General features: G+C 47.0%; 16 protein-coding genes. 6 read left to right on the forward strand and 10 right to left on the reverse strand.

The genetic code is table 11. The features are described 5' to 3' along the window. Positions 1-118: 118 nt before the first annotated feature. The 3 genes from ACIDITHRIX25_RS78555 to ACIDITHRIX25_RS78565 form a co-directional block, all read right to left on the reverse strand. Complete coding sequence (locus ACIDITHRIX25_RS78555; RefSeq protein WP_201733250.1) at positions 119-1,264, reverse strand: hypothetical protein; 1,146 nt, start codon at positions 1,262-1,264, stop codon at positions 119-121. A 393-nt stretch (positions 1,265-1,657) separates the two neighbouring features. Next, the gene (locus ACIDITHRIX25_RS78560; protein WP_200891155.1) at positions 1,658-2,863 is read right to left on the reverse strand and encodes an acyl-CoA dehydrogenase family protein; all 1,206 of its coding nucleotides are present in this window, start codon (positions 2,861-2,863) and stop codon (positions 1,658-1,660) included. 468 nt (positions 2,864-3,331) lie between these two features. Continuing rightward, positions 3,332-3,970 (reverse strand): DsbA family oxidoreductase, encoded by a 639-nt coding sequence (locus tag ACIDITHRIX25_RS78565; RefSeq protein WP_201733251.1) that lies wholly within the window; start codon positions 3,968-3,970, stop codon positions 3,332-3,334. Between the two features lie 275 nt (positions 3,971-4,245). Here ACIDITHRIX25_RS78565 and ACIDITHRIX25_RS78570 point away from each other — a divergent pair, with 275 nt between their 5' ends. Then, positions 4,246-4,983, forward strand: coding sequence for an NUDIX hydrolase (locus ACIDITHRIX25_RS78570; protein ID WP_052604198.1), 738 nt, complete (start codon positions 4,246-4,248; stop codon positions 4,981-4,983). 575 nt (positions 4,984-5,558) lie between these two features. Here ACIDITHRIX25_RS78570 and ACIDITHRIX25_RS78575 read toward each other — a convergent pair. From ACIDITHRIX25_RS78575 to alaS, 7 genes are all read right to left on the reverse strand, one after another. Continuing rightward, positions 5,559-6,779 carry a type II secretion system F family protein gene (locus ACIDITHRIX25_RS78575; protein ID WP_201733252.1) on the reverse strand — a complete coding sequence of 407 codons (1,221 nt, stop codon included), beginning with the start codon at positions 6,777-6,779 and terminating at the stop codon, positions 5,559-5,561. A gap of 849 nt (positions 6,780-7,628) precedes the next feature. Continuing rightward, the gene (locus tag ACIDITHRIX25_RS78580) at positions 7,629-9,266 is read right to left on the reverse strand and encodes a type IV pilus twitching motility protein PilT (protein WP_201733253.1); all 1,638 of its coding nucleotides are present in this window, start codon (positions 9,264-9,266) and stop codon (positions 7,629-7,631) included. Positions 9,267-9,284: 18 nt separating this feature from the next. Then, on the reverse strand, positions 9,285-11,036 hold the full coding sequence (locus ACIDITHRIX25_RS78585; RefSeq protein ID WP_201733254.1) for a GspE/PulE family protein: 1,752 nt from the start codon (positions 11,034-11,036) through the stop codon (positions 9,285-9,287). A gap of 64 nt (positions 11,037-11,100) precedes the next feature. Further along, positions 11,101-11,982: a shikimate dehydrogenase gene (gene aroE / locus ACIDITHRIX25_RS78590; RefSeq protein ID WP_052604153.1), complete on the reverse strand. Its 882-nt coding sequence runs from the start codon at positions 11,980-11,982 to the stop codon at positions 11,101-11,103. Beyond that, the gene (gene mltG / locus ACIDITHRIX25_RS78595; RefSeq protein ID WP_201733255.1) at positions 11,979-13,034 is read right to left on the reverse strand and encodes an endolytic transglycosylase MltG; all 1,056 of its coding nucleotides are present in this window, start codon (positions 13,032-13,034) and stop codon (positions 11,979-11,981) included. The genes aroE and mltG overlap by 4 nt, the downstream gene beginning before the upstream one ends. Positions 13,035-13,125: 91 nt before the next feature. Then, entirely contained in the window at positions 13,126-13,554 is a 429-nt protein-coding gene (gene ruvX / locus ACIDITHRIX25_RS78600) for a Holliday junction resolvase RuvX (RefSeq protein ID WP_052604151.1), read from the reverse strand. A gap of 143 nt (positions 13,555-13,697) precedes the next feature. After that, positions 13,698-16,268 (reverse strand): alanine--tRNA ligase, encoded by a 2,571-nt coding sequence (gene alaS, locus ACIDITHRIX25_RS78605; RefSeq protein WP_201733256.1) that lies wholly within the window; start codon positions 16,266-16,268, stop codon positions 13,698-13,700. Between the two features lie 637 nt (positions 16,269-16,905). Between alaS and aspS the strand changes: the two genes are divergently transcribed. The 5 genes from aspS to ACIDITHRIX25_RS78630 all read left to right on the forward strand — a co-directional run bounded on the left by aspS (position 16,906) and on the right by ACIDITHRIX25_RS78630 (position 23,392). Further along, positions 16,906-18,666 carry an aspartate--tRNA ligase gene (aspS, locus tag ACIDITHRIX25_RS78610; protein WP_201733257.1) on the forward strand — a complete coding sequence of 587 codons (1,761 nt, stop codon included), beginning with the start codon at positions 16,906-16,908 and terminating at the stop codon, positions 18,664-18,666. Positions 18,667-18,708: 42 nt separating this feature from the next. Next, the gene (locus ACIDITHRIX25_RS78615; protein WP_201733258.1) at positions 18,709-19,839 is read left to right on the forward strand and encodes an AAA family ATPase; all 1,131 of its coding nucleotides are present in this window, start codon (positions 18,709-18,711) and stop codon (positions 19,837-19,839) included. A 492-nt stretch (positions 19,840-20,331) separates the two neighbouring features. Next, on the forward strand, positions 20,332-20,523 hold the full coding sequence (locus ACIDITHRIX25_RS78620) for a hypothetical protein (RefSeq protein WP_052604147.1): 192 nt from the start codon (positions 20,332-20,334) through the stop codon (positions 20,521-20,523). A 1,029-nt stretch (positions 20,524-21,552) separates the two neighbouring features. After that, positions 21,553-22,581: an ATP-binding cassette domain-containing protein gene (locus tag ACIDITHRIX25_RS78625; protein ID WP_502756220.1), complete on the forward strand. Its 1,029-nt coding sequence runs from the start codon at positions 21,553-21,555 to the stop codon at positions 22,579-22,581. Further along, entirely contained in the window at positions 22,574-23,392 is an 819-nt protein-coding gene (locus ACIDITHRIX25_RS78630; protein ID WP_201733260.1) for an ABC transporter permease, read from the forward strand. The genes ACIDITHRIX25_RS78625 and ACIDITHRIX25_RS78630 overlap by 8 nt, the downstream gene beginning before the upstream one ends. Positions 23,393-24,039: the final 647 nt, after the last annotated feature.

Here is a 24,039-nt window from a genome sequence, read left to right on the forward strand (position 1 = left end):
ACTTATTAATAATTGCCAGGAAGCAATCAAAAGCTAATTAGCTCCTTATAAAAACAACGGAACCAAAATCCATAGGGTAAGTAAAACACTACGCACCTTACGGCTGGCGAGACGCAAACTAATTATCGGGCTTGTTCTCTTTGATACCAAAATCCGCCAACGAAGATAAAGGCGAGACTTTAGTATTATTCGCAATCACTAAACAGCCACAGCCATCCTTTGCTTCCACGACCTTCACGTGAGAAAACCCGAGTTTGGTCAAGATCGAGGTCCAAGTCGAACTAGAAAATGGGCGACCGATAGACAGATCAAACTCCATATGGTTCTCGACTTTGGAAAAGTGCTCCATCGTGGAACTCACGAGAATCAATTTGGACCCTTGATTTAACACTCTTTTCGCTCCAAAAAGCAAAGCGGTCTTTTCTTGAATTGATCCCCTATCTACAATTCCGCTTACCACCAACCCATCAAGAGATGAATTGCCGACTGCCAAGAGGTGCTCAAGGATGCTACTTTGGCGAACATCATAAGAAGCCAACTCGCCTAGATCCAAGAACTCCGTCCTAGTCTCGATCCCATAAAAATCCTTCTTCTCAGAGGCAAGTGCCTCAAGCACTTGCGCTCTTCCAAATTCGGCGACCAGGATTCGACCATTGACGTTTGTGAGTTCGCCCACAATCTCATCAACCAATGAAGCATGTAAGACCAATGATGCGGTTACTCCGACGATATCGAGCTTGGGCGATTCAATGGTAACGGCCTTTTCCTCTAACGCAGTCAAACGATGATCGACTACCGTCAAAAGCCGCATTAAATTCGATGTAAAATTATTGAATTGTTGTGCCATGTAATTGAGGTACCAGGCCATTGCCATACGTAATACCTTTTTTACATAGGAAACTCCCGGCTTAGACGATCCAGTGGGCACATCTACATCCATGTAGGCAACACGATCGGTGATAAGAAGTATCTTTTCGAAGTCCGCTTTAGAGTGCCCACTTCCAATTGGCTTTAGCGACTCATAGTAGCCATTTACGCGAGCCAAAAGAGAAGGTGGATATGCGCCAGAAGCCCTAAGGGTTTTTACGCGGGAATCGATCTTAGCCTGCATCTCCTCCACGAATGCGAGCGCCTCGGCCGTTTCGGTGCTTTCATTTGTAATCGCTACAGCTTCCGCGAGATATCCCTGCACCCTCTCGCTGGAAAACTCTGGATCAACTTTGCTGGTCTCGTTATCTTGAGATCGTGGTTCTGCCTTGCCCAAAACGATTTCCCACCTTATCCGCCTAAACATTTGCTCATTAAAAGCATATGTAGGAAGTTTAGTTGAAGCGCCACCAGAACAATTGGCCCTATTTGTCTTCTCCTGGATAAAGGGGCACAAAACCAGAATCAAGTAAGACTATGACTTGGTTAGAAGGTTCAAAGACGCCACCTTGTGAGATCATTAAATTTACCCAAAATCTGTTATCTTTCCAAAGCTGAGCTATCAGGAACTTTTATTACAAAAGGCTTCAACTGAGAAAGCCGCCGATTCATAACGAGAAACGCGCTACGGGACAATAATCTACGCCCAACGCTGACCTCGCCGAATCATTACGGCTTAGTCAACGTTGGGCGCATTATCAAGGCAACCAGATATCAAAAGCTAGGGATACTATTCGTGTTTTCTAAGCTCTCGGCGGGCGATAGTCATGCGATGCACCTCGTCTGGACCATCGGCCAGCCTCAATGTCCTTTGACCGGCGTACATCCTTGCCAACGGAGTATCCTCGCTAACGCCAGCGCCCCCGTAAACTTGAATAGCACGGTCAATCACCCTAAGAGCAACATTAGGTGCGACCACTTTGATCTCAGAGACTTCGGTTCGCGCCCCTTTATTTCCAACGGTATCCATCAGCCAAGCTGCATACAATGTCAAAAGCCTAGCTTGGTCAATCTCTATTCTAGAATCCGCAATCCAAGTCTGAATTGTGCCTTGCTCTGCCAAAGTTTTACCAAAGGCCACTCTGCTTCGTGCTCGCTTGCACATAAGTGCTAAGGCTCTCTCTGCGGCACCTATGGAACGCATCGTGTGATGGATGCGCCCTGGTCCTAAACGAGCTTGAGCAATTGCGAAACCGCTACCCTCTTCTCCAAGAAGATTCGATATTGGAACCCGGACGTTGTCGTAGTGAATCTCTCCGTGGCCCTCCCTGTCGGTATAGCCAAATACCGTCAGGTCTCTGATCAACTTAACCCCAGGGGTATCCAGAGGTACCAAAATCATAGATTGCTGCTGATAAGGAGAGGCCTTGGGATCGGTCTTACCCATAACTATTGCCACTTTACAACGCGACGATGAGGCTCCAGAAGACCACCACTTGCGCCCATTTATAACGTATTCGTCACCATCTCGGGTAATCGAACATTCGATATTGGAAGCATCACTCGAGGCTACCGCTGGTTCGGTCATAGAAAAACACGATCGGATCTCGCCATGAAGCAGTGGCCTCAACCACTCTTCCTTCTGTTCCTCTGTTCCAAACATTGTGAGGATCTCCATATTCCCCGTGTCTGGAGCGGCACAATTGATCGCTTCTGGTGCCAAATGGCTACGCCCTGAAATCTCCGCAAGTGGCGCATAGTCGAGATTAGAGAGTCCCTCGGTCCATTCAGTCTTGTGTGGCAAAAACAAGTTCCACAGACCTCGCGAGCGAGCTTGGCTCTTCAAATCTTCAATTATCGGAGGATAAAAATGAGGATCACCAGAGCTTCTCATTTGCTCCTCGTACACCTCTTCAGCTGGGTATACAGCTTCGTCCATGAAGGCCAAAAGACGATTTTGTAGGTCCTTTGCCTTCGGGCTATATTCAAAATCCATAGTCATTACCCCGGATATATCAGTCTCTTACAGATCGAAGCATACAACCAACACAAAGGTTCGTTTGGGTAAATCTGAATTCGATCAAATTAGTTAGGAGATCTCAATAAGAAAAGTTACAGAGAAAGATTACATAACCATGACATCCCTGTATCAAAGGCAAAATCACTAGCGCGTAACTCAGAATCAAGCGCGTAATCAAAAAACTGCCGACCCCAAATCAAGACAAGGCAAATTTAATCCAAAAAAAACGGCCAACTCCTCTAGGCTGTGCCAATGTTCGATCGTAGGAAGAAAGAGCTAGCGCCAATAATTTCCAACCACTCGAACAAATCAGCCACCCTAGACTTTGGACCTCAAGCAAAAGGCAACATTTGTGATCTCAATGATGGCTAAAACGGCCTTCAAGTCGAAATAGTGTTCGAGCTAGGGCTATATCCATGTGGCAAAGTATCTCCAAATTTGGAGTCATTTGAGCTTAGACCATACCGCCGTCATAGCAGAGACAAAAGTCATAGTATCCTGAGCACCCGATATCGCATATTTATCTTCGATCAAATAGAAGGGCACACCGCTTACACCAATCGAGGCAGCAAAAGATTCGTCTCGTCGGACCTCTATGGCAAACTCATCGCTCCGTAAAACTTCACTCACACGCGAGAAGTCCATTCCAGCGCGACTGGCCATGCTAGCGAGTTGTTCATGATCCGAAATCAATGCACCATCTTCGAAGTATCCTTTCATCAAAGATTCCACCATCTCTTCTCCAAGGCCACTTTTGATGGCCAACTGAACCAGACGGTGAGCATCGAAGCTATTTGTAGGCGACATCTTCTCAAAGTCGAAGTCAATTCCAAGTTCCACGCCAATATTTAGAAGATTCTCATTGAAGCCCCTAGCCTCTTCGAGCGTAACGTTGTACTTTTTCGAAATCAGCTCAACAATCGATGCACCTGAATAAAGTTGCGCACCTGGGTCGAGCTCGAAGCTTCTATAGGAGATAACGACATCGTCACTATGGTCGAAATAGGTAAGCGCCTCATCTAGTCGCCGACGCCCAACGAAACACCATGGACAGACTATATCTGCGAAGATCTCGATTTTCATTTACACGTCCATAATTGTCATACTTATTTCTAATAAAGATAACTAAGCATACGGTTCTTTTAGTCCATTGATCAAAATAATCATCGTTGCTCAGCGCGCTTGCCCTAGTATTAAATTACTCAGAGCCGTCACGGCACCAAGCGAGGTGGGAGTCTGGAACTTTCTTTAGTCAAGATTCACAAAATGAGATAAAATCAACTCGTAGATCTATAGTCAACTCTGATATCAAGGTACCAATTGCAATCAACCGTTACAAGATTCCTTACGAATTGATAATGACCCGAACAAATCAGACCCATCAACCCCAATTTGCACTAACGGTCGACCTGGCGATCTTTACCGTGAATTATGGAAAACTCTGTGTGCTTTTAATTTGCAGAGGCGAGGATCCTTTCTCGAATTACTGGGCACTTCCAGGTGGATTTGTCCTTCCCGAAGAAGATGTTGAAGATGCCGCCCGGCGCGAACTCACCGAAGAAACTGGGTTAGACGCAAGTGAAATGCACCTCGAACAACTAGGAACCTACGGCAACCCAAAGCGTGATCCCAGGATGAGAGTCGTCTCAGTAGCACACGTGGCTCTTGTGGCAAACTTAGATCGACCAGTTGCGGGAGGAGATGTGTCTCAAGCAAAGTTTTGGCCCGTGGATTCACTGGCACTTGGACGCGGTGACAAGGCAGAGAGGATCCCGCTGGCTTTCGATCATGACACTATTGTCACGGATGCTATCGAACGCGTTCGATCAAAATTGGAATACACAACACTAGCGACCGCATTCGTAAACGAGCCATTCTCACTAGCCGACATCCGAGGAGTTTACGAGGCAGTTTGGGGCAAGGCTCCTGATGTTGCCAACTTTCGACGCAAAGTGCTCTCAACCAAAGGGTTTGTCCTTCCTGCTGGCAAGGCGGGAGTCCCAGGAAACCGCGGAGGCAGGCCCGCTGCTCTTTATCTTCGGGGGTCAGCAACTCACCTTCACCCACCAATTTTACGCTCTGAAATCAACACCTAGCACGGGAAGTCCAAAAGAGTCCGTAAAAGTTTCAAAGACCAACTATTACATACGCAAACCACGCTTTTGCGATCGGTCTCAAGCAAAGCTGCTGTTCATCGAACAAATCTTCAATAAGAGAGTAATAAAAAGAGGTCTCATTGCAAACTCCAAAGAGTCGAGGCACCTTTTCGCCCATCGTCCCCGATGGTGTTTTTTGGTACATGGCTAAAAATAAGAGGCTCAAGAAGAGGCGTGCTCCGACTGCAATAAAGATTCGTCGGGGAGTCAAACTCTGTGGGTCTAATCAATTCGTCATAAGAAGATCATCCTTATTCATCAGAAAATTAGATCAACGCTCTAATTGGAGGGGACATTAGTGTTTCGGTCCATCATGGAAGTAAAAACCGCTAGCCATAATACTTCAGGACGTTTTGAAACGCTTCAACCGAAGCTGGCTTTGTAAATCATTGATCCAAGGCAATTGACACAAATATGCTTTTTGATCCGACAGATTGAAAATTCGAGCAATCGATCCAAAAAAGCCAAGCTAGAAAGAACGATCAGGAGAACCGAAAAATAGCAGCTTCTGGATCCTATTTTATAAGCTTGATGACATTGAACATTGGCAGATATAGTGAGATCACCATAGAACCGACGACCCCTCCCAGGACCACAATCAGGACCGGCTCCAAAAGTGATGAAAGTGATGCAACCATCGCCTCGACTTGCTCGGCGTAAAAGTTCCCTATTTTGGCCAACATTGTATCAACTTCGCCAGTCTCTTCCCCTACTGCCACCATCTGTGTAACCATAGGAGGAAATATATCATGTTGAGCCATTGTCGTCGAAAGTGAAACTCCCTGTTTCACACCGTTTTGCATTGCAGAAATAGCGGATTCAAAACGCGTATTATTAGCTGTTCCCTTGGTGATATCGAGTGCCTCCAGAAGCGGAACTCCCGATCGAACTAACGACGATAGTGTACGACAGAATCTAACCACCGCTGATTTATGTAGAAGTTTGCCGAAAATCGGCACCTTCAGAACCAACTTATCCTTTACAATCCGCCCCTTTTCGGTGCGAATATACCTACGTAATAGGTATATGAGGAGAGCGACAACTAGTGCCACTTCCAAAAAGTAGGAAACCATGATATGGGAGATGTCAAGCAATATCAATGTTGGGGTCGGAAGCGTGCCATGCAAGGATGCAAAGATCGACTTAAATTGAGGAACTACAAACAGAAGCATCGCCGTCAAAATCAAAACAACCAAGATCAACACCGCAACAGGATAGGTCATCGCCGATTTAATCTTGCGACGAATCGAGGCTGCATTCTCTAAAGTGGTGGCCAGATCGAGAAGAACGCGATCCAAAACACCACCGACTTCGCCGCTTCTCACCATCGACACAAAGAGACGATCGAAGATCTTTGGATGCATAGCCAAAGCAACCGAGAGCGATGAACCCCTCTCGATCTCCTGTCGAATCTTGACTAGAGCAGCCGCTAGTGTCTTATTTTCAACCTGAGTTGAAAGAATTACAAGCGAGCGCACCAACGGCAAGCCCGCTGAAATCATAGTTGCAAACTGTCGGGAAAATGTTGCTAAATCGTCAGCACTGACACGATCAGAGATACCAGGAATCCGAATCTCCATCGAGAGAGCAACCGTATTCTTGGATTTGACTGAAACGGGAAGATAGCCCATCTCATGAAGGCGTTCGGCTACCCTGCCTTCACTCTCTGCATCGATCACACCGGATATCTTTCCGCCGGTCTTTCGATCACGTGCTTGGTATTCAAAAGTCTTCACAACCGCACCTTCAAATATCTCGGGGAATATTCCACACTTACTCTTTCGACCGCTTGGAATGTGAACCTGTAATAAAAACCCGAAATCGCATCACCACGGATCTCAAAAATTCGTATCGACGCTATCAATACCGTTGTAAAATCGTTTATGCTTTCGCATCTCCAAGAAAGGTCATCTTAACCAAAATCTGCCAGTTGCTCTAGTGGAGACAGCTAGATCCCCCGTTTTTACTAAGGCTATCGCTCAACCTAAAACCCCCCAGAGACAGATAATCCAACTCCTCCGCGAGAAAAACGCTGGAATAGCGTTTCTGATCCAAAAGTCAAGCTTGGCACCTCGAAAATGCTATAACCACTCAAAAAGAGTCACCACGGCGATTTCAAGATATAGCCGTAGTCCTTGTGACAAAAGTGAAAAGTTTTTTATCACTCATAGATTGCCACTATCGACGTTACGACAGCCTTGTGTCTTGGGACGGACAACCACCCCTGATATCGCTTTGGTAGATCAGCTTTGGCTGAATTCTTGGACTATTTTGGGTAACTTGATAGATGCGAATCTTCGTGTCAGTGATGTTATAAATCCATAACCACTCAAACCAACGCCATCGGATCAGCTCCTCAACCCAACAGAGCAAAATGAAGGTGGCTTATCTACCAAAACAAGGAGTCAACTTGACAAGCAAGGCAAGATCCTCCGCTACAGGATCAAAATATTATCGATCGACTCTCTTTCTGGTCCCGTTGACATGCTTAGTGCAAACCCCTACCTATCTCCGATGGGTACCCAGATTTTAAAGACGCGTCTTAGAGTCAAACGCCATTTCCACCCAAAAGCGCCAAGATGGTCTTAAGCGCCCCTGCGTAGCTGAGAAGGGGAAGAGTTGGAAGAAGAGAGTAGCCTGCGGAGTTCGTCGGGGTTCGAAGAGCCCCTCAGTGCCGCTTCGGGCGTTACCGTTCTAGCCCTTACAAGCTGAGCGAGCGCCACTTCCATGGTCTGCATGCCAAAGGCTCCACCGGCTTGCATGGATGAATAGATCTGGTGGATCTTTGCCTCTCGAATCAAATTGCGTATAGCTGGAGTAATTACCAATACCTCCGCTGCAACCGTCCGGCCATGCCCGCTTGCCAGCGGTAAGAGTTGCTGAGTAACGATCCCTTGAAGGCTCGAAGCAACTTGTACTCTGACTTGGGATTGCTGATGCGATGGAAAGACATCTATAATTCGATCTATAGCCTGTGGGGCGTCCTGAGTGTGAAGGCTCGCATATACAGCATGACCAGTCTCAGCGGCAGTGAGCGCCATTGAGATCGTCTCATGATCGCGCAACTCACCAACTAGTATGACATCGGGATCCTGACGTAATACATGACGTAACGCTTCCGCAAAGCCAAAGGTGTCCTCGCCAACTTCTCTTTGATTGATCAACGCCTTCTTGTGGCTATGCAAAAACTCAATCGGATCCTCGACCGTGACTATATGGCACTCACGGGATGCATTTATACTATCAACGAGCGAGGCAAGTGTAGTTGACTTGCCTGAGCCAGTAGGGCCGGTGACCAAAACCAAACCCCTTGGGATATCCGCAAATGAAGAAACGACCTTAGGTAAACCCAAACTTTCCAGAGTGGCGATCTTGTCGGGAATCGATCGCATAACTGCACCCAGACTGGAGCGCTGCATGAATACATTTACCCTAAAACGCCCAATTCCCGCAACGCCATAGGAAACATCAAGCTCACGGCTGGCTTCAAAGCGATCCCGCTGCGAATCAGTGAGTATGGAATAGATCAATTCCCTTATAGTTTGCGGCTTTAGAATTGGATATTGATCGAGCCTTATCAGTCGACCATCAACCCTTATTGTGGGACTCGCCCCAACGGTCAAATGGAGGTCTGATCCTCTTTGGTCGGATGTAACTCGCAATAATTCAGCAATTGAGGGTATCGACGCATCCATTCGCGCCATCGATACTAAACGATCCGAAACGCCAATTGATTTAGAATCGGATTCACCTTGAGAAAGAGGATTTGACTCCTCGAACTCTTTAGATATCGCCGATCCAAAGATCGAGGTGGCAATCTCCACCATTGATGATCGAGATACTTGGACCATATCAATGCCATAGCCGACCAAGGCACTCTTGAGCTTCGAAATCACACCGTCAGAGTAAGGATCCAAAGTCGAGATCTGCAGCCTCCCGTCGACGACCAAGAACGGGACCACCCAGAATCGTTTAAACAACTCCAAAGAGGCGAGCTTATCCACCATTGAAGATCGAACCACAGAAGGTCCATCGCTATATTTTACGGAGTTGGATTCAGAGACGGTGGCCAAAAGATTATCATGAGACAACTGAAATTCTCGAGCCACAATGTCTACGAATTCAATCACACCCGAAGAATCTTTGGTTAGTCCCTCCAAGCGATCCGGATCTGAGATCCCATTCCGGACTAATGCTGCAATCGCCTTTGTCTTATCTAGCACCTAGGTCTAATCCTTGACTCATGAAACAACTCTAAATATCTCATCCAAAGTTGTATTTCCGCCTAAAACCTGCCGCAATCCAGCAACCTTCATGGGTATCATTCCTTTGGCCATTGCCAAATCGCGAATATCATGGCTATTACCATTCCCAGCAATAAGACGCTCTACGTCATCAGTTACCACGAGAACTTCATGAATTGCAAAGCGTCCCTTGTAGCCCGTATTAGAACAAACACCACATCCCTCGGCCTTGTACAAATTCGGAGGTACTTCAAGCCCCCAGCGATCAAGATTAAGAGGAGCGAGCTCAGCTCTAGTTGGTGCATAGGCCACTTTGCAATTATCACAGAGACGCCGCGCTAGACGTTGAGCCACAATGCAGTCAAGTGCGCTTGAAACCAGATAGGGCTCCACGCCCATCTCAATCAAGCGAGCAGGAGTGGATGCCGCATCATTTGTGTGAAGAGTGGACAGAACTAGGTGGCCAGTTAGCGCTAACTCCGTCGCGATAACCGCAGTCTCTTGGTCTCGAATCTCGCCAACCATGACGATATCTGGATCTGAACGCAAAATCGATTTCAGGGCTGATGCAAAGTTGAGGCCAGCCTTATAGTTGACTTGAACCTGGTTGATGCCTGGAATTCTATACTCAACCGGATCCTCAACCGTAATCAAGTTTTTCTCTGGCGAATTCAAGACATTCAGCGTTGCATATAACGTGGTGGACTTACCAGAACCGGTAGGTCCAGTAACTAAAATTGTTCCGTAGGGCTTTTTGAAAGAGGCTTGATAGAGCGCTAAGGAGTCCGACAGAAACCCCAGATCTGCCAAGTCCATCATCGCAGTAGCGTTCTCTAAAATTCGAAGCACTACCTTCTCGCCATAATTGGTTGGAAGGGTAGCAACTCGAAGATCAATCGATCGGCCCCCAATAACTCCTGAAATCCGCCCATCCTGAGGCACTCGCCGCTCGGCAATATTAAGATCCGCCATTATCTTGATGCGTGAGATAATCCCTGCTTGCAGATTCTTTGGAAGCATCGACACTTCGTGAAGCACTCCATCAATACGATGCCGAAGCCTAACTCCATCTGCTTGTGGCTCCACATGAACGTCGCTAGCCCGATCATTTACCGCTTGAGCAATTGTCGCATTTACTAACTTTACGATCGGTCCTTCTTCGGCCACCTCTTTGAGTGCAGAGGCATTTTCATTACTAGACGAATCGGCAACCTCAGCGGCCGCTATGGCATTTGCCTCTACGGATTCATTTCCGATTCCAACCATACGATCGATAGTTGAAAGCACGGCAGTTCTTGAGGCGACAACAAGGACAATATCCCTACGAATATATGCTCGAAAGTCGTCAATTCCCTGCACATTGTTGGGGTCGGCCGCTGCCACCACCACCCGCGCATCCCTAAATGAAATAGGAATCATCTCATGCTTGACTGCAAGATTACGTGTTATCAAAGATGAAGCAGCTGGGTCAACGGATATTCTATTTAGATCTACGAATTCTAGCCCCAAACGTGTAGCTAGGATCTTTCCAAGAATGGCTTCGTCGACTAAGTTGTTCTCGATCAATACCCGTGACAGGGGTACGTTACGCCTTCTCTGTTCGTCTGCAGCCTTGTGAAGGTTCTCCTCCGAGACCACGCCATCTTGAAGCAAAAACCGAGCTAAGGGGGAAAGGATACCACCTACCCCACTCTGGCGAGCGCTTTGATTACGTTCTAACTGCGTTGAAGGTGGGACCGGGAAAGTCATCAACTTCATTTTCGTCAGTTACTAACCAAAACTTCAACACTATTTGTGAAGTCGAAGCGAATACTCAGCTTCGGCGCAGAGTTTCGGCTTTGGCCGCAGCTCTCATCTCTTCAAGCGGCGGCTCAACTCCCGTCCAAAGTTCAAAGGCTATCTTTGAAAGTTGCACCAACATAGAGACTCCTGAGCCACCTTCTAAATGCTTGGACGCAGCCACTTCCATCAGGGGTGTCTGCACCGGATAATAAACTATGTCGTAGACAAATTGACCAGATGAAAGCTGGTCAGGGGTGATAGGACTCAAACCACTAAGTTGAGTACCAGCCATTCCAACCGGGGTCGCATTGATTACGATATCGGCTCGCGCAATATCGGCGGGGACTCCCACAAAGCCTACTGATCCAGCTAGCTCTGCTGCAACTGCAGCTGTCGAGAGGTTTCGCGACACCACGTATACCTCACCAACCCCAGCCTCACCTAGAGCTAGGCAGATCGCCCGTCCGGCACCGCCGCTACCGATCACTGCCACAGATTTGCCTTTAACTGAAATACCATGATCTTCTCGAAGAGCTTCGACCAAAGCTGGGCCATCGGTAGAATCACCAATGAGCTGATCACCTTTTCGATAGACCACATTTACACTCTGCAGTAAACGAGCACGCTCTGTTACCGAATCGAGAAAAGGTATGATCTCCTTCTTGAGAGGCATTGTCACCGACAGTCCCTGGATCCCAAAGATACGCACGGCCGCCATCGCGCTCTCTATATCTTGGCGTGCGACCTTAAAACCCACATATACGATGTCCAAACCCAAACGTCTTATAGCTGCATTGTGAATCACCGGAGAAAGCGAATGATCCACAGGGTCACCTATTACGGCTAAAACTTTAGTGGCTCCGGTGGGCCAGGCCCACGATGATAGGTGAGCCTCAACTTCAAAATTTGTCATCCTAGCCCTCTCTGGCCAGCTAAAGCTTCATTAGCTAACTGCTGACTATAGGTTGTTGAAAATGCCTCTGCTCCATTTGAGCTAACAGTTACGAAATATATCCACGGCCCACTTGCAGGATTTAGCGCTGCGTGAATAGCGCTTTCTCCAGGAGCGCTGATGGGCGTTGGTGGCAATCCAGGATTCAAATAAGTATTATACCGGGTAGCCACCTTAAGTTGTTGATAAGTAGGCGAACCACCAGTCAAGCCAAGTCCATAGAGAACAGTCGAATCAAACTGCAGGTTCATCGGTATAGCGAGCCGATTGTATATCACCCTAGCAACCTTGGCGTAGTCCCCACTCAACAAAGCTTCACGCTGAATCAAAGATGCGACTATCAAAACCTGATAGGCGCTGATGGAATCAAACCTGGTGCTTGGCGATAGACCTGCCTGAGAAGCAACTTTTGTGGTCTCATCCAGCATCTCTTGGATCAATTGACTATCGGGCTCATTTGGAAGAACAAAATATGTGTTAGGGCTCAAAAGACCCTCCAAATTTGTCGAACCAGGAGGAAGAAATGGACTTTTAAAGTTGCCCTTCGATAGAGCTTTATCAAAACTCTTGAGGCTATGACCTGGAATTTTAGCAACTTGATGAGCTATTTGAGCTACGGTCATCCCTGGAATGATGGTCAGGCGATACTCATTGGCGCCACCTCGAAAGACCGAAATTACAGCTTTGGCCGACTCATTCTTATGAAAAGTATACTCACCTGGAAGAAGGGAAGGAGGAGCATTTAGCTTCAGGTAAATGTCGAAATAAAAACTAGAACGAATCACTCCTAACCCTGCGAGTTCACGTCCGACAATAGAATAATTATCTCCGCTCTTTATCAAAAGATTCACGACCGAACCTTTAATTGCTCCAGATATCCCTCTTTGGTAAGAAGACCAAGCTAGGAAAGCGCTAATTATCACGATAAACACTATGGAGAGGATGCCAATGATGACCTTACCCCTAAGGGTCACTCGACGCCTTTTAGTAAGGTCGTGGTCTTCTACAACCAAAATCAGACTCCCCTTGAATACCTAGAGTTAACAGAGCGTCTTGCTGGACAGATAAACAAACTACCCTTGGAGACCTCGGACAAACCCATACTCACGAATCGTGACCATTGATAGTATCAAAATAAGAAGAAAGAATTACAGCTGCACTCGCTGAATCAACTCGGCTACGCAATTTTTTCCCTCTCTGGCCCGTTTGAGCAAGTTCCCTCGTCGCCGACCTGGTGGTCAAGCGCTCATCAACATAGACAATCTCTATTTTCCCAACGCGAGCTATCTCATTACCAATCTCATGTACCCAGCTCGAAGCGATCCCACTACTTCCATTCAAAGAAACAGGATCGCCGATTACGATCACGCTTGGATCGTAATCCATCAGATGAGACACCAACTTATCAATCTCTAACATAAGATCGCCACTCACCAGGAACGATTCGCTAGGAACAGCTACCCCAATCAAATTGTTGCCAACTGCGACGCCTACACGTCGCTTTCCTAGATCTAACGCTACATACTTAGCCACTTCAAACCTTATAAGTTACAATGAGTTGACTCAAATAGTTGACGATACCAATTCGATCTTATTTACTTGAACAAGGCTCATTGCCAGCTATTTGAGCTTTATATCTAAAGCCAAATATGTTCAACCCCTGCAGAAACAACTAGTTAGATCGACTTCTTAATGATTTGAAGGGCCTCGTCGATCTTTTCATAATTCTTGCCTCCGGTTTGAGCAAAATCTGCATTCCTGCCTACTCCTCCACCCAGAACGTTTGCTGCGCCAGCAACCGCGCTCGAGACGTCGATAGACGAATCCGGGCCTCGCGTCGCAATCAAGGCAACCTTATTTTCATCATAGAGTGAAATTAGAGCTACAAACTTCAACCCCACATGCGACTTCAAGATGGAGGAGATCTCTTTGAGAGCATTTGGATTCTGTCCATCAAGGCGTTCAATAAGGATTCCATCGTCAATCCGAGAGAAAAGGTCCTTTGTAAGTTTTGAAAGTCGCTCTCTTTCGTAGCCTGCGAGAGTCGACGTTAACTCTCTTTCTTTGATCCGCATCTGTTCCAATCTGGACAAAACCTCGGTCTCAGAGGTGCCAAGAACACTTGTAACTTGACCCAGCAAGGCAGCCTTGGCCTTTAGGTAGCTAAGCGCACCAAGACCGGTAAGTGCCTCGATACGACGAGTGTTAGCGCCGATAGAAGTCTCTTGTGTGATCACGAAGAGCCCTATCGCACCCAATTCATCTACGTGAGTTCCTCCGCAAAACTCCATAGACGTTGAACCCGCCCGCACCACGCGGACTGAGTCGCCATACTTATCTCCGAAAAAAGCGATAGCACCCATCTCCATGGCTTCAGATTTAGAGGCTACTTTGGTCTCCACCTTTTCACTAGCCGATATGGCTTCATTGACGAGTTCTTCAACTTTAATGATCTCATCTGGCAAAAGCGGACCCCAGTGAAAGAAATCAAATCGGAGACGATCTGGAGCCACTAAAGAGCCCTGTTGCTTTACATGGTCACCTAGCACCGAACGAAGAGCGCTATGAACAAGGTGAGTAGCTGTATGATTCTTGCGAATTGCATTTCGTCGCGCCCGGTCGACGCTCATAGAAACATTCTGTCCAATTCGAAATTCACCACTTGGGATTCGAACGATATGCCTTGTCAACGATGAGAAGGCGAAATTTGTATCTAAAACTTCACCAACAACTCCCTCGGTCGAGATTACGCCAGTATCACCCACCTGACCACCTTGCTCGCCATAGAAGGAAGTTCGATCTAAAAAGACCTCATAGAGATCGTCTTGACCTTCCGACTTGAAAATCCCAACAATTCGGCCCTGATCACCCAATGTGGAGTAGCCGCTAAAGATAGTGGGGCCAAAGGTCTCGAAAATCTCTCGATAACGGTCGTTGAGCTCGTTATCGCCGCCTTTTTCCTTGCGATCCGCACGAGCACGCGTTCTCTGCTTGTCCATTTCAACTTCAAAACCCGCAGTGTCGACTTCGACCCCTCGATCCATTGCAATCTCTTGAGTCAATTCAATTGGAAAGCCATAGGTGTCGTGAAGGCGAAAAGCCGCCTCCCCAGAGATCGGCAAACCACGTTCAAGTTCAGCATCTAAAAGGTTAGATCCCGCTCTCAACGTCTTGGCGAAGCTCTTTTCTTCTCGGTCGATCACGGATTTTATGAAATCCGCTCCAGTCACCAACTCCGGATAAGCGACTCCCAAGTTATCGATAACTGCATCTAAGAGGGTGATCATTACAGACTCTACGTCTTTTATTCGCCATGCTCGAAGCGCAGCCCGCCTTATGATCCGACGCAGTACATAGCCTCTACCTTCGTTGGAAGGTATCACTCCGTCCGCCACTAAAAATGCCATTGACCTCGCATGGTCCGCCATGATCCGCAATGACACATCGACTTCTGGATCTTGACCATAGGTAGCACCAATCAAGGCCGCGCCTGCAGCCAATATAGGCCAAAGCAAATCAGTCTCATAGACAGAACCCTTACCTTGAATAACCGGAAGAATTCGCTCTAGTCCTGCCCCAGTATCAATACAGGGCTTAGGCAGTAAGTGCAAGGATCCGTCTTCGGCCCTATCGTATTGCATAAAGACCAGGTTCCAGATCTCCAGAAATCGCTCGTCCGATCCAAAAGCGGGGCCGCCGTCGGCACCGTAACTCTCGCCCTTGTCGTAATAGATCTCCGAACATGGCCCGCACGGCCCAGTATCGGCCATTTGCCACCAGTTGTCTTCATCAAGTCGCTGAATTCTCTTGGGATTTACGCCAACTTTATCACGCCAAATGGCTTCCGCCTCATCATCGCTCAAATGAACGGTGACCCAAAGGCGGTTCGGATCTAACCCTAAGACTTCGGTGACAAGTTGCCACGCATAGGGGATTGCTTCGTTCTTGAAATAGTCTCCAAAACTAAAGTTACCCAACATCTCAAAAAAAGTTAAATGCCTGGCGGTTCGGCCGATTTGATCTAGATCGTTGTGCTTGCCACCAGCCCTCATACATTTTTGAATCGAGGTGGCTCGGCTGAAAGCAGGCTGTTCTTCACCGAGGAAATACGGCTTAAAAGGAACCATCCCTGCCACTGTAAATAATACTGTAGGATCGTGAGGAATCAACGAGGCTGACGGTACCAAGGTATGACCGCGCTCTACGAAGAAATCTGTAAAGGCTTTTCTGAGTTCATTTGCTTCCATTTGAATGCATATCTTATCAGCACGCGACATGCCCTTAGTTGGAATAGTCCGATGTTGTTATACAACTCTAAAAATTACTTCCGCGAAAATTTGAGCCAGACCAGACACGACGAGTCGTCGAGTAGATTCATCCAGCGCTAAAGACAGAGGCCGAAAATGCGCCAGAGTTATATTGAAACAGAGCGAGAACTATAGTCAATTATATCAATGGGTCAGAGACAAAAAAACGAACAAAAATCAAAAGACCCAAGTTTGTTTCATTTTACAAGTTTGTTTCATTTTAAATCTAAGATTCACGAACGATCTACCCTTAGGCCACTTCCTCAATCCTCCTCGATCGAGTGCGACACCCTTGTTAGAATTACGCCTGAGCTATTGCAACAAAAATTCATTCGCCTCATAAACCATAAGAACGCCAAAAAGCACCAAAGTATATGGATCTCCAGCGATCATTAGCCCCTTCAGCCATGCAAATCAAAGGGTTGTCAAAGTAATATGGCAAAGAAAAGGTCAAGCGGACTTAGGCTATAATCGCAGATTATTACAGTTAAATGCGGTGTGGCGGCTCTTTGTGGCCAGGCATCGCATCGATAATTTCTGACAGATCTATTTACAATGAAAAGTGGGCATCTCAAAAATGGGACAAGCAGTCGGCCTTAGGAGTCTCTATTGCGGTCAAGTTAGCGCAAGTGAGATAGGCAATTCCGTAACACTATGCGGTTGGGTTCAGCGAATTCGAGACCACGGGGAGCACCTAAGCTTCATCGACCTGCGAGACCATACAGGTATAGTCCAAGTTACAACCGACAGAATTACCGATATCAAGCCCGAGTATGTAATTCGCGTCAGCGGGACCGTAGCGCCTCGTCCAGAAGGTACTGAAAACGAAAACCTCTCAACTGGAACCATCGAGATACGAGACGTAGAGATAGAAGTCCTATCACAGGCGGCGCCTATTCCTTTTGCACTGGACGATAGAGGTGACGTCGAGGAGATTACCCGACTTCGCTTTCGATATCTAGACATTCGACGAGAAAAGATGCAGCGAAATCTTCGAGTTAGAGCCAAGGTAAATAGCGCCATTCGACGGTCACTTGAAGACCAAGGCTTTACCGAAGTTGAGACACCAATGCTTTGGACGCCTACTCCAGAGGGCGCTAGAGAGTTCCTAGTACCTTCACGGCTTCAGCCAGGAAGCTTCTATGTTCTACCCCAGAGCCCGCAGATAGCCAAGCAACTACTTATGGTTGGCGGTTTTGATAGATACTATCAAATAGCAAGATGCATGCGAGACGAAGATCTAAGAGCAGATCGCCAATTTGAATTTACCCAACTCGACCTGGAAGCATCCTTCATAACGCAGGATGAAATCCATGAATTCGTATCATCAACGATGCGAGAGATCGTCAGTCTAACAAGGGGCATAGAGATCGGCGATTTCCCCAAAATGACCTGGCGCGAAGCTATGGACTCATATGGTGTCGATAAACCAGATATGAGATTTGGATCCAAACTCTTTGATCTCACCGATATTCTTGGAAGTTCGGGCATACGCGCCTTTAGCGCTGAATGCGTAAAGGGCATCAAGGCTCCTATCTCAGAGATGCCTAGCAGGTCAAAACTAGACGCCCTAATAGCCAAGGCAAAATCCCTTGGAGCCGGCGGTCTTGCCTACTTCAAGGTGATTCAAGAAGGTGACAACCTAGCCTTCGAATCTCCGCTAGCAAAATTCCTAGACGAAAAACTAACCGCCCAAATCATTGAAAAATTAGATCTTGTCGCCGGCGACCTTGCCCTGATCGTGGCTGACAAATGGGAAAAAGCAGTAGAGGTGCTGGGCGCGATTCGCTTGGAGCTTGGACGAAATGGCCTAAACCACGACGATCTTAAGTTCGTATGGATCGTCGACTTTCCGCTTTTTGAAGGTTTGGACGACAATGGCAGGCCAATCTCGGCTCACCACCCCTTTACAATGCCACATAATGACGACTTTGGCCTGCTGGATTCAGATCCACTATCCACTAGAAGCCAATCCTACGATTTAGTATTAAATGGTTGGGAATTAGGCAGTGGCAGCATAAGAATCCACCGTTCGGAGATCCAATCCAAGATCTTTGAGATCATTGGCATTTCAGAGGAAGAAGCTCATTCCAGATTTGGCTTCCTATTGGAAGCATTCAAATATGGAGCACCGCCACATGGTGGTTTTGCCTTTGGAATCGACAGAATCGCGGCCATAATGGCGGGAGAAGAAAATATTCGAGAGGTGATCGCCTTTCCAAAGACACAATCGGGGCAAGATCCAATGACGAACGCACCTAAACCAGTTTCGCAAAAGATACTCGATACAGTCGGACTGCGAACATTACCTAAGGCGAGTAAACCCGGATCCAATTAGATATCAAATTAAAGTAAGTAGGTTTTAAAGGCGGGATTTTAAATGTCTGAGAACGATGTCGATAGATCACAAGTCCCACTTCCTCAAGCAATCCGCCCACAGTCATTCGATGCTATCGTTGGCCATGAAACACTTCTTGGCCAAGGCGGCCTCATAGGATCATTCCGGACCTCAAATAGGACATTGTCTATAATTTTATATGGGCCCCCCGGAAGTGGAAAGACCACCATCTCCGAGAACCTACTCAGAGAGATCGGCGCCACGGTGCTAGCTCATACCGGCTCGACTCTTTCGATCCAGGAGATCAAACGAGCAATTGATGCCACTAAAGCAGCCCGTGGATCCCTTTTTGGTGGTCGTGTGGTCTTATTTGTCGACGAAATACACAGACTATCCAAAGTTCAACAAGACGCTCTCTTGGAACCTCTAGAGCGTGGCAAATTGGAGATAATTGGAGCTACTACCGAAAATCCTTCATTTAGCCTTAGCTCCGCGTTGCTTTCGAGAATGCTTACCATAGCATTGGCTCCCCTGACCAAGAAAGAGGTGGCAGAGGTAATTCGACGCTCAAACAAGTCCATTCAAAATCCGCTTGTTGAGGAGATCGTCCTAGCACTTGCCGACTCCTGCCACGGTGATCTACGCTCCGCTTTGACTTTTGCCGAGATATTAGGAACTTTCCAAGGCGCCAAGCAGCTAGAAAAATTCGAGGAACTCAAAGATGAAGTATTCAACTTCCGACGAGGACTCTCAAACGACAGCCACTTTGAACTAGCGAGTGCACTCATAAAATCGATGCGATCTGGCCAAAAAAATGATGCGATACAATACCTTGCGCAAAGTTTAGACCTAGGCGAAGACCCTCGTTTCATAGCACGAAGGATCGTGATCTTCGCATCGGAAGATATTGGAAACGCAGATCCAATGGCGATAGTGCTTGCCACATCGACACTCAATGCCGTCGAACGCATTGGTATGCCAGAAGCTCGAATAATCCTTTCTCAGGCGGTAATTTACATGGCAGACGCCCCCAAATCTAGAGCTGTCTACGATGCCATAGATAGTGCAATCTCAAATATCGCCAATCTTGGATCGACCCCCAGTCACCTCAGAGGAATATCAGGACAAATTGAAGAGCGATTAACCCAACGAGGCTCCTTCTATCGAGAGTAGCTCTTTTGATACGAATCGAGCCGATTGTCGCGTCCTGTAGTCCGATACTCTAGAAATAAATATCACCCAATACCAAGGTAGTTCTGAAGATATTAATACCATCTATGATCCGAACTTCCTTTTTAAGATCGCAATTCATCAATGTAGCTTCGATTGAAAATGGGATTTGCTCTACCCTAATCATATGAAAATAAAAAACTCACAAAGCACCCTTATCTAAAACTCAACTTTGTACCAGAGTCTTGCAATCCGGGCATCAAATTCTATTGTATAGCCATTGAAATGGGGATTCTCCGCAAGAAGCTGACCTAATCGCGCCTAGCTGAACCAACAAAGGGATTCATCCCCAAGCTCACCGAAGGTGAATCCAGGACTTTGCTGACCAAATCTGAAGACTCCCTGAAGAGGCAAATTCAAGAATTAACTAACCCGGTCGATCAATTCCTATATAAGGATTGGGTCAGCTCATTCATGAAATATAAGGAGAGAATCATGAGCATTTCGGCAATAGCGGCAGCCCCTGTAATGGCTGGGGGCGGCGCTTCAAAATCAGCATCAGCAACTTCGAAGGCTCCAGATGGTGACGGAGACAAAGGAGTTGAACCAGCAAAAGGAGGAGCCACCGCCACAACTGGAGGTTCACCACTTTCCCAGCTAAAGTCAGGAGCACCAGTTTACGGATAACTAAATAGTTCTAAACAAAACCTAAAGCGCCAGGCAAGATTCACAACGAAAAATGCCCCAAAGGCAATTCCTAGACAAACTCTCATCTTTTGCTCTTTGGAACTCTTTGGGGCACTTTTAGCTCTTAGACGTAAATAAGAACCAATGCTCAACTGCTATCTTCGACGGCATCGAAGAAAACCTTAAAAACAAAATTGGAAAAACCCAGTTGGCTCCCCAGCGAATCTTAAACCACCTCATTCAAGAGTCGTGCTTAATTCCCAAAGAGCTAAATCTAAAGAGATATAGCGACAAGACAAAAGTCTCTTCTCTCAAAAACCTCCAAGAGAATCCCGGCTCCAAGGTCAGCTACCCAACCCTCCAAGAGGTAAAAGCTACCATCAATTTCTCTTTAGCAAAGAGGGACTAAAGTTGTCGATGAACCAAACGAGTAGCCACCTTATTCTAATAAGCATTCAAATAAGCGGTTTGACTATTGCAATTGGCCAAATTCATTCACTTTGTAACGACCACTGCCGGGCTCGAATCGACCATATTTGATTTGCATAATGAACCAGCTCACTCCAGAGTGCATGCAAGACGAACAAGATGAACCAGGGAGATAAGCTGCTTTGGAGGATCGACCCCTATTTGACTAAAGATTATCTCCAGAGCGTACCGATTTTAGAAATCACATCTGGGAAATTTATCTACCTCTATGAGCCATCCCGAGATGGCCCACAGCCAGACCAAACACACAAGTTGAAAGAGCGCGGATTGAAACATGTCGACAGTAGAGTCATATGCTTTTCGTGCAGTTGGGTTTAGAAAACCATTAACCGACCACGTCAAATTAAAAGACCAGCGCAAGGGCGCCCGAATGGGCTAAGTTCCTATTTATTGTACGTCGAATTCCAAAGTATCTGGTAGCCAATGGCCATAGAGGTGTCTAGGATCTCGAATGAAACCCTAAGTCGTCTGGTTGATATAAAGAAGTTCAGCCTGTCTACCCTACCTGAAGAAAACCAAAGGATAAGCATGGAAAGTCAATTGGAAGATGCGGTTGAAGTTCGCGACTTGAAGAAGAACTTTGGTAGCGTCTTGGCCCTATCTGGAGTTAGTTTTGCAGTCAGAAGAGGAACAGTACTCGGACTTCTAGGTCCCAATGGTGCAGGGAAAACCACGGCGATAAAGATCCTTACCACGCTTTTGAGACCAGATGGTGGTTCAGTATTTATTGAAGGTTGCGACGTACTAGCTAACCCAGCAAAGGCAAGAAGGCTAATTGGATTAGCAGGACAGAGTGCGGCGATCCAAGAGGAGCTAACCGGACGAGAAAATCTCGAAATCATGGGGCGACTTTATCATCTCAATAAAAAGACCTCACAGGCCAGAGCTAGCGAACTCCTTAATCGATTTGACCTCATTGAAGCCGGAGATCGCCCTGCTAAGACGTATTCAGGTGGCATGCAAAGGCGCCTCGACTTAGCGGCAAGTCTTGTTGGACGTCCCGCAGTACTCTTTTTGGACGAGCCCACGACAGGCCTTGATCCAAGAGCTCGAAACGGGATGTGGAGCGTAATTAAAGAGCTGGTGGAAGAAGGAACCACGCTCGTACTTACGACGCAATACCTAGAGGAGGCCGACATCCTAGCGGACAAGATAGTCGTAATCGACCAAGGAAGAGTTATTGCCGCTGGAACGGCGAACGAGCTAAAAGCCCAAGTCGGTGGTGATGTCATAGAATTTACTGTCACCGACCCAAGCCGAATCGAAGAGGCACAGCGTGCCGTCTCTGATCTATCATCGAAGGAACCAGTTGTGAACTACGATTCAGCAAGGGTAACTGTCGGAATTGGCGCCCTTGGAACAAATGGGCTGGCCAAAGCGGTCCTAAACCTCGACTCCGCTGGTGTAAACATTGAAAAACTCTCACTGCATCGCCCTTCGCTCGATGATGTCTTTCTCTCTATCACTGGCCATTACAGCACCGCTGTCGATGAAAACCTCCAGAAAAGTCAAAACCGCAGGGCAAAAAGAACAACTTCTAAAGCTCGAGAGGGAACAACCAGTGAATAATCGTCCGGTATTGGATCGACCAACGGAAATCAATGTCTCTTTACTTGAGGAACTTAGGTATGGCATCAGCGATGCCCTTATTATCGCTAAACGAGATCTTTTGGTTTGGCTTCGGGTTCCAGCGTTCATATTTTTCGCTATAGTCCAACCCGTAATGTTCGTCTTACTGTTTCGTTATGTCTTTGGTGGGGCAATCTCGGTCAACGTGCCAGGCGGCTACGTTGACTACTTGATGCCTGGGATAATCGCTCAATCTGCAGCATTTGCTTCATTCGGAACTGCAATTGGCCTTGCTCGTGAAATCCAACTCGGAGTGATCGACCGATTTCGCTCGATGCCTATGGCTAGGTCAGCGGTCCTACTTGGAAGGCTAACAGCCGATTCAATTCGACTCTTAGTGACGGTTGTAGTAATTCTACTAGTTGGATATGCCGTAGGTTTTAGATTTCACAATGGTGTCGCTGCTGGCATAGCAATGCTGGGCTTGGGCGTCGCCTTTGGCATTGCTATCTGCTGCGTATCGGCCTTTTGCGGATTGGCACTAAAAAACGAAGAGACGGTTCAGTCCTTTGGGCTGGCATGGTTATTTCCATTGACATTTGTCTCGTCCGCATTCGTCCCAGTAAGTTCAATGCCCAGTTGGCTTCAAGTATTCGCAAAAAACCAACCGGTCACAATCATCATCAACGAGATGAGATCCTTGGCTCTGGGCGGACCGCTCTTTTCAGGTGGAATCAAAAGCGTAATATGGTTAATCGTCATTATTGCAATATTTATCCCCTTGGCGATTCGCTCCTATAGGCGCATTTAGTACCTAGGTCTCAATTTCAACCAACTCCCCTGGCGCCTAGCCCTACTTTCGGCAACCACCCCATGAAAGCCCAGTTCATGACCATATTGGTGTCTGGATTTGGGCACTACAGTTGAGCAATCACCTTCTTGGTTCGAGCTAGGGTATCTACTACTCCAAGAATAGAGTAGATCTCTTGTTACTGGCCATTGAGAACTGCAAGTTGGTGGACACGAAGAATGCATACAAGTGGCCATCGCTTTTGAATGTTTTACCACAGCTCGCGTTAAGCTAAAGCCCTCCTTTTTGGCCATTACGAGTAGATATTTCATACGGTTCTGCAATGGGCATTTCTTGGAGGGGAGAAACCATACAACTCGTTGGGCGCTCTAGCCGAATTCGCACCTTACAGGCCTCGGAGAGCTATGTAGAGTCGATCAGATGAAAGTTGTCGATGGCAGTTTGATTTTTAGCTAGGGTTGACATTTCGATGTGAGGGAATTGGAAAAAGATCTCTTTATTATTCCTCTTTAATTGGTAGAAATGATACTTGAGAGCATTGCGGCCACAGTTGGTGAAGCCGATCGTTTGGCAATTGCCCGGGTACTCAATCAGACGACTGCTAAACCTGCCATGTTCGCTTCACTCTACCGAGCGTTCAACCCATC

This window comes from Acidithrix sp. C25 (assembly GCF_904848545.2).

Excerpts from the sequence above, each read along its gene's own strand:
- aroE (WP_052604153.1), bottom strand. The coding sequence starts at position 11,982 with ATGACAAATTTTGAAGTTGAGGCTCACCTATCATCGTGGGCCTGGCCC.
- alaS (WP_201733256.1), bottom strand. The coding sequence starts at position 16,268 with ATGGAAGCAAATGAACTCAGAAAAGCCTTTACAGATTTCTTCGTAGAG.
- ACIDITHRIX25_RS78615 (WP_201733258.1), top strand. The coding sequence starts at position 18,709 with ATGTCTGAGAACGATGTCGATAGATCACAAGTCCCACTTCCTCAAGCA.
- ACIDITHRIX25_RS78560 (WP_200891155.1), bottom strand. The coding sequence starts at position 2,863 with ATGGATTTTGAATATAGCCCGAAGGCAAAGGACCTACAAAATCGTCTT.
- ACIDITHRIX25_RS78570 (WP_052604198.1), top strand. The coding sequence starts at position 4,246 with ATGACCCGAACAAATCAGACCCATCAACCCCAATTTGCACTAACGGTC.
- ACIDITHRIX25_RS78565 (WP_201733251.1), bottom strand. The coding sequence starts at position 3,970 with ATGAAAATCGAGATCTTCGCAGATATAGTCTGTCCATGGTGTTTCGTT.
- ACIDITHRIX25_RS78585 (WP_201733254.1), bottom strand. The coding sequence starts at position 11,036 with ATGACTTTCCCGGTCCCACCTTCAACGCAGTTAGAACGTAATCAAAGC.
- aspS (WP_201733257.1), top strand. The coding sequence starts at position 16,906 with ATGGGACAAGCAGTCGGCCTTAGGAGTCTCTATTGCGGTCAAGTTAGC.
- ACIDITHRIX25_RS78620 (WP_052604147.1), top strand. The coding sequence starts at position 20,332 with ATGAGCATTTCGGCAATAGCGGCAGCCCCTGTAATGGCTGGGGGCGGC.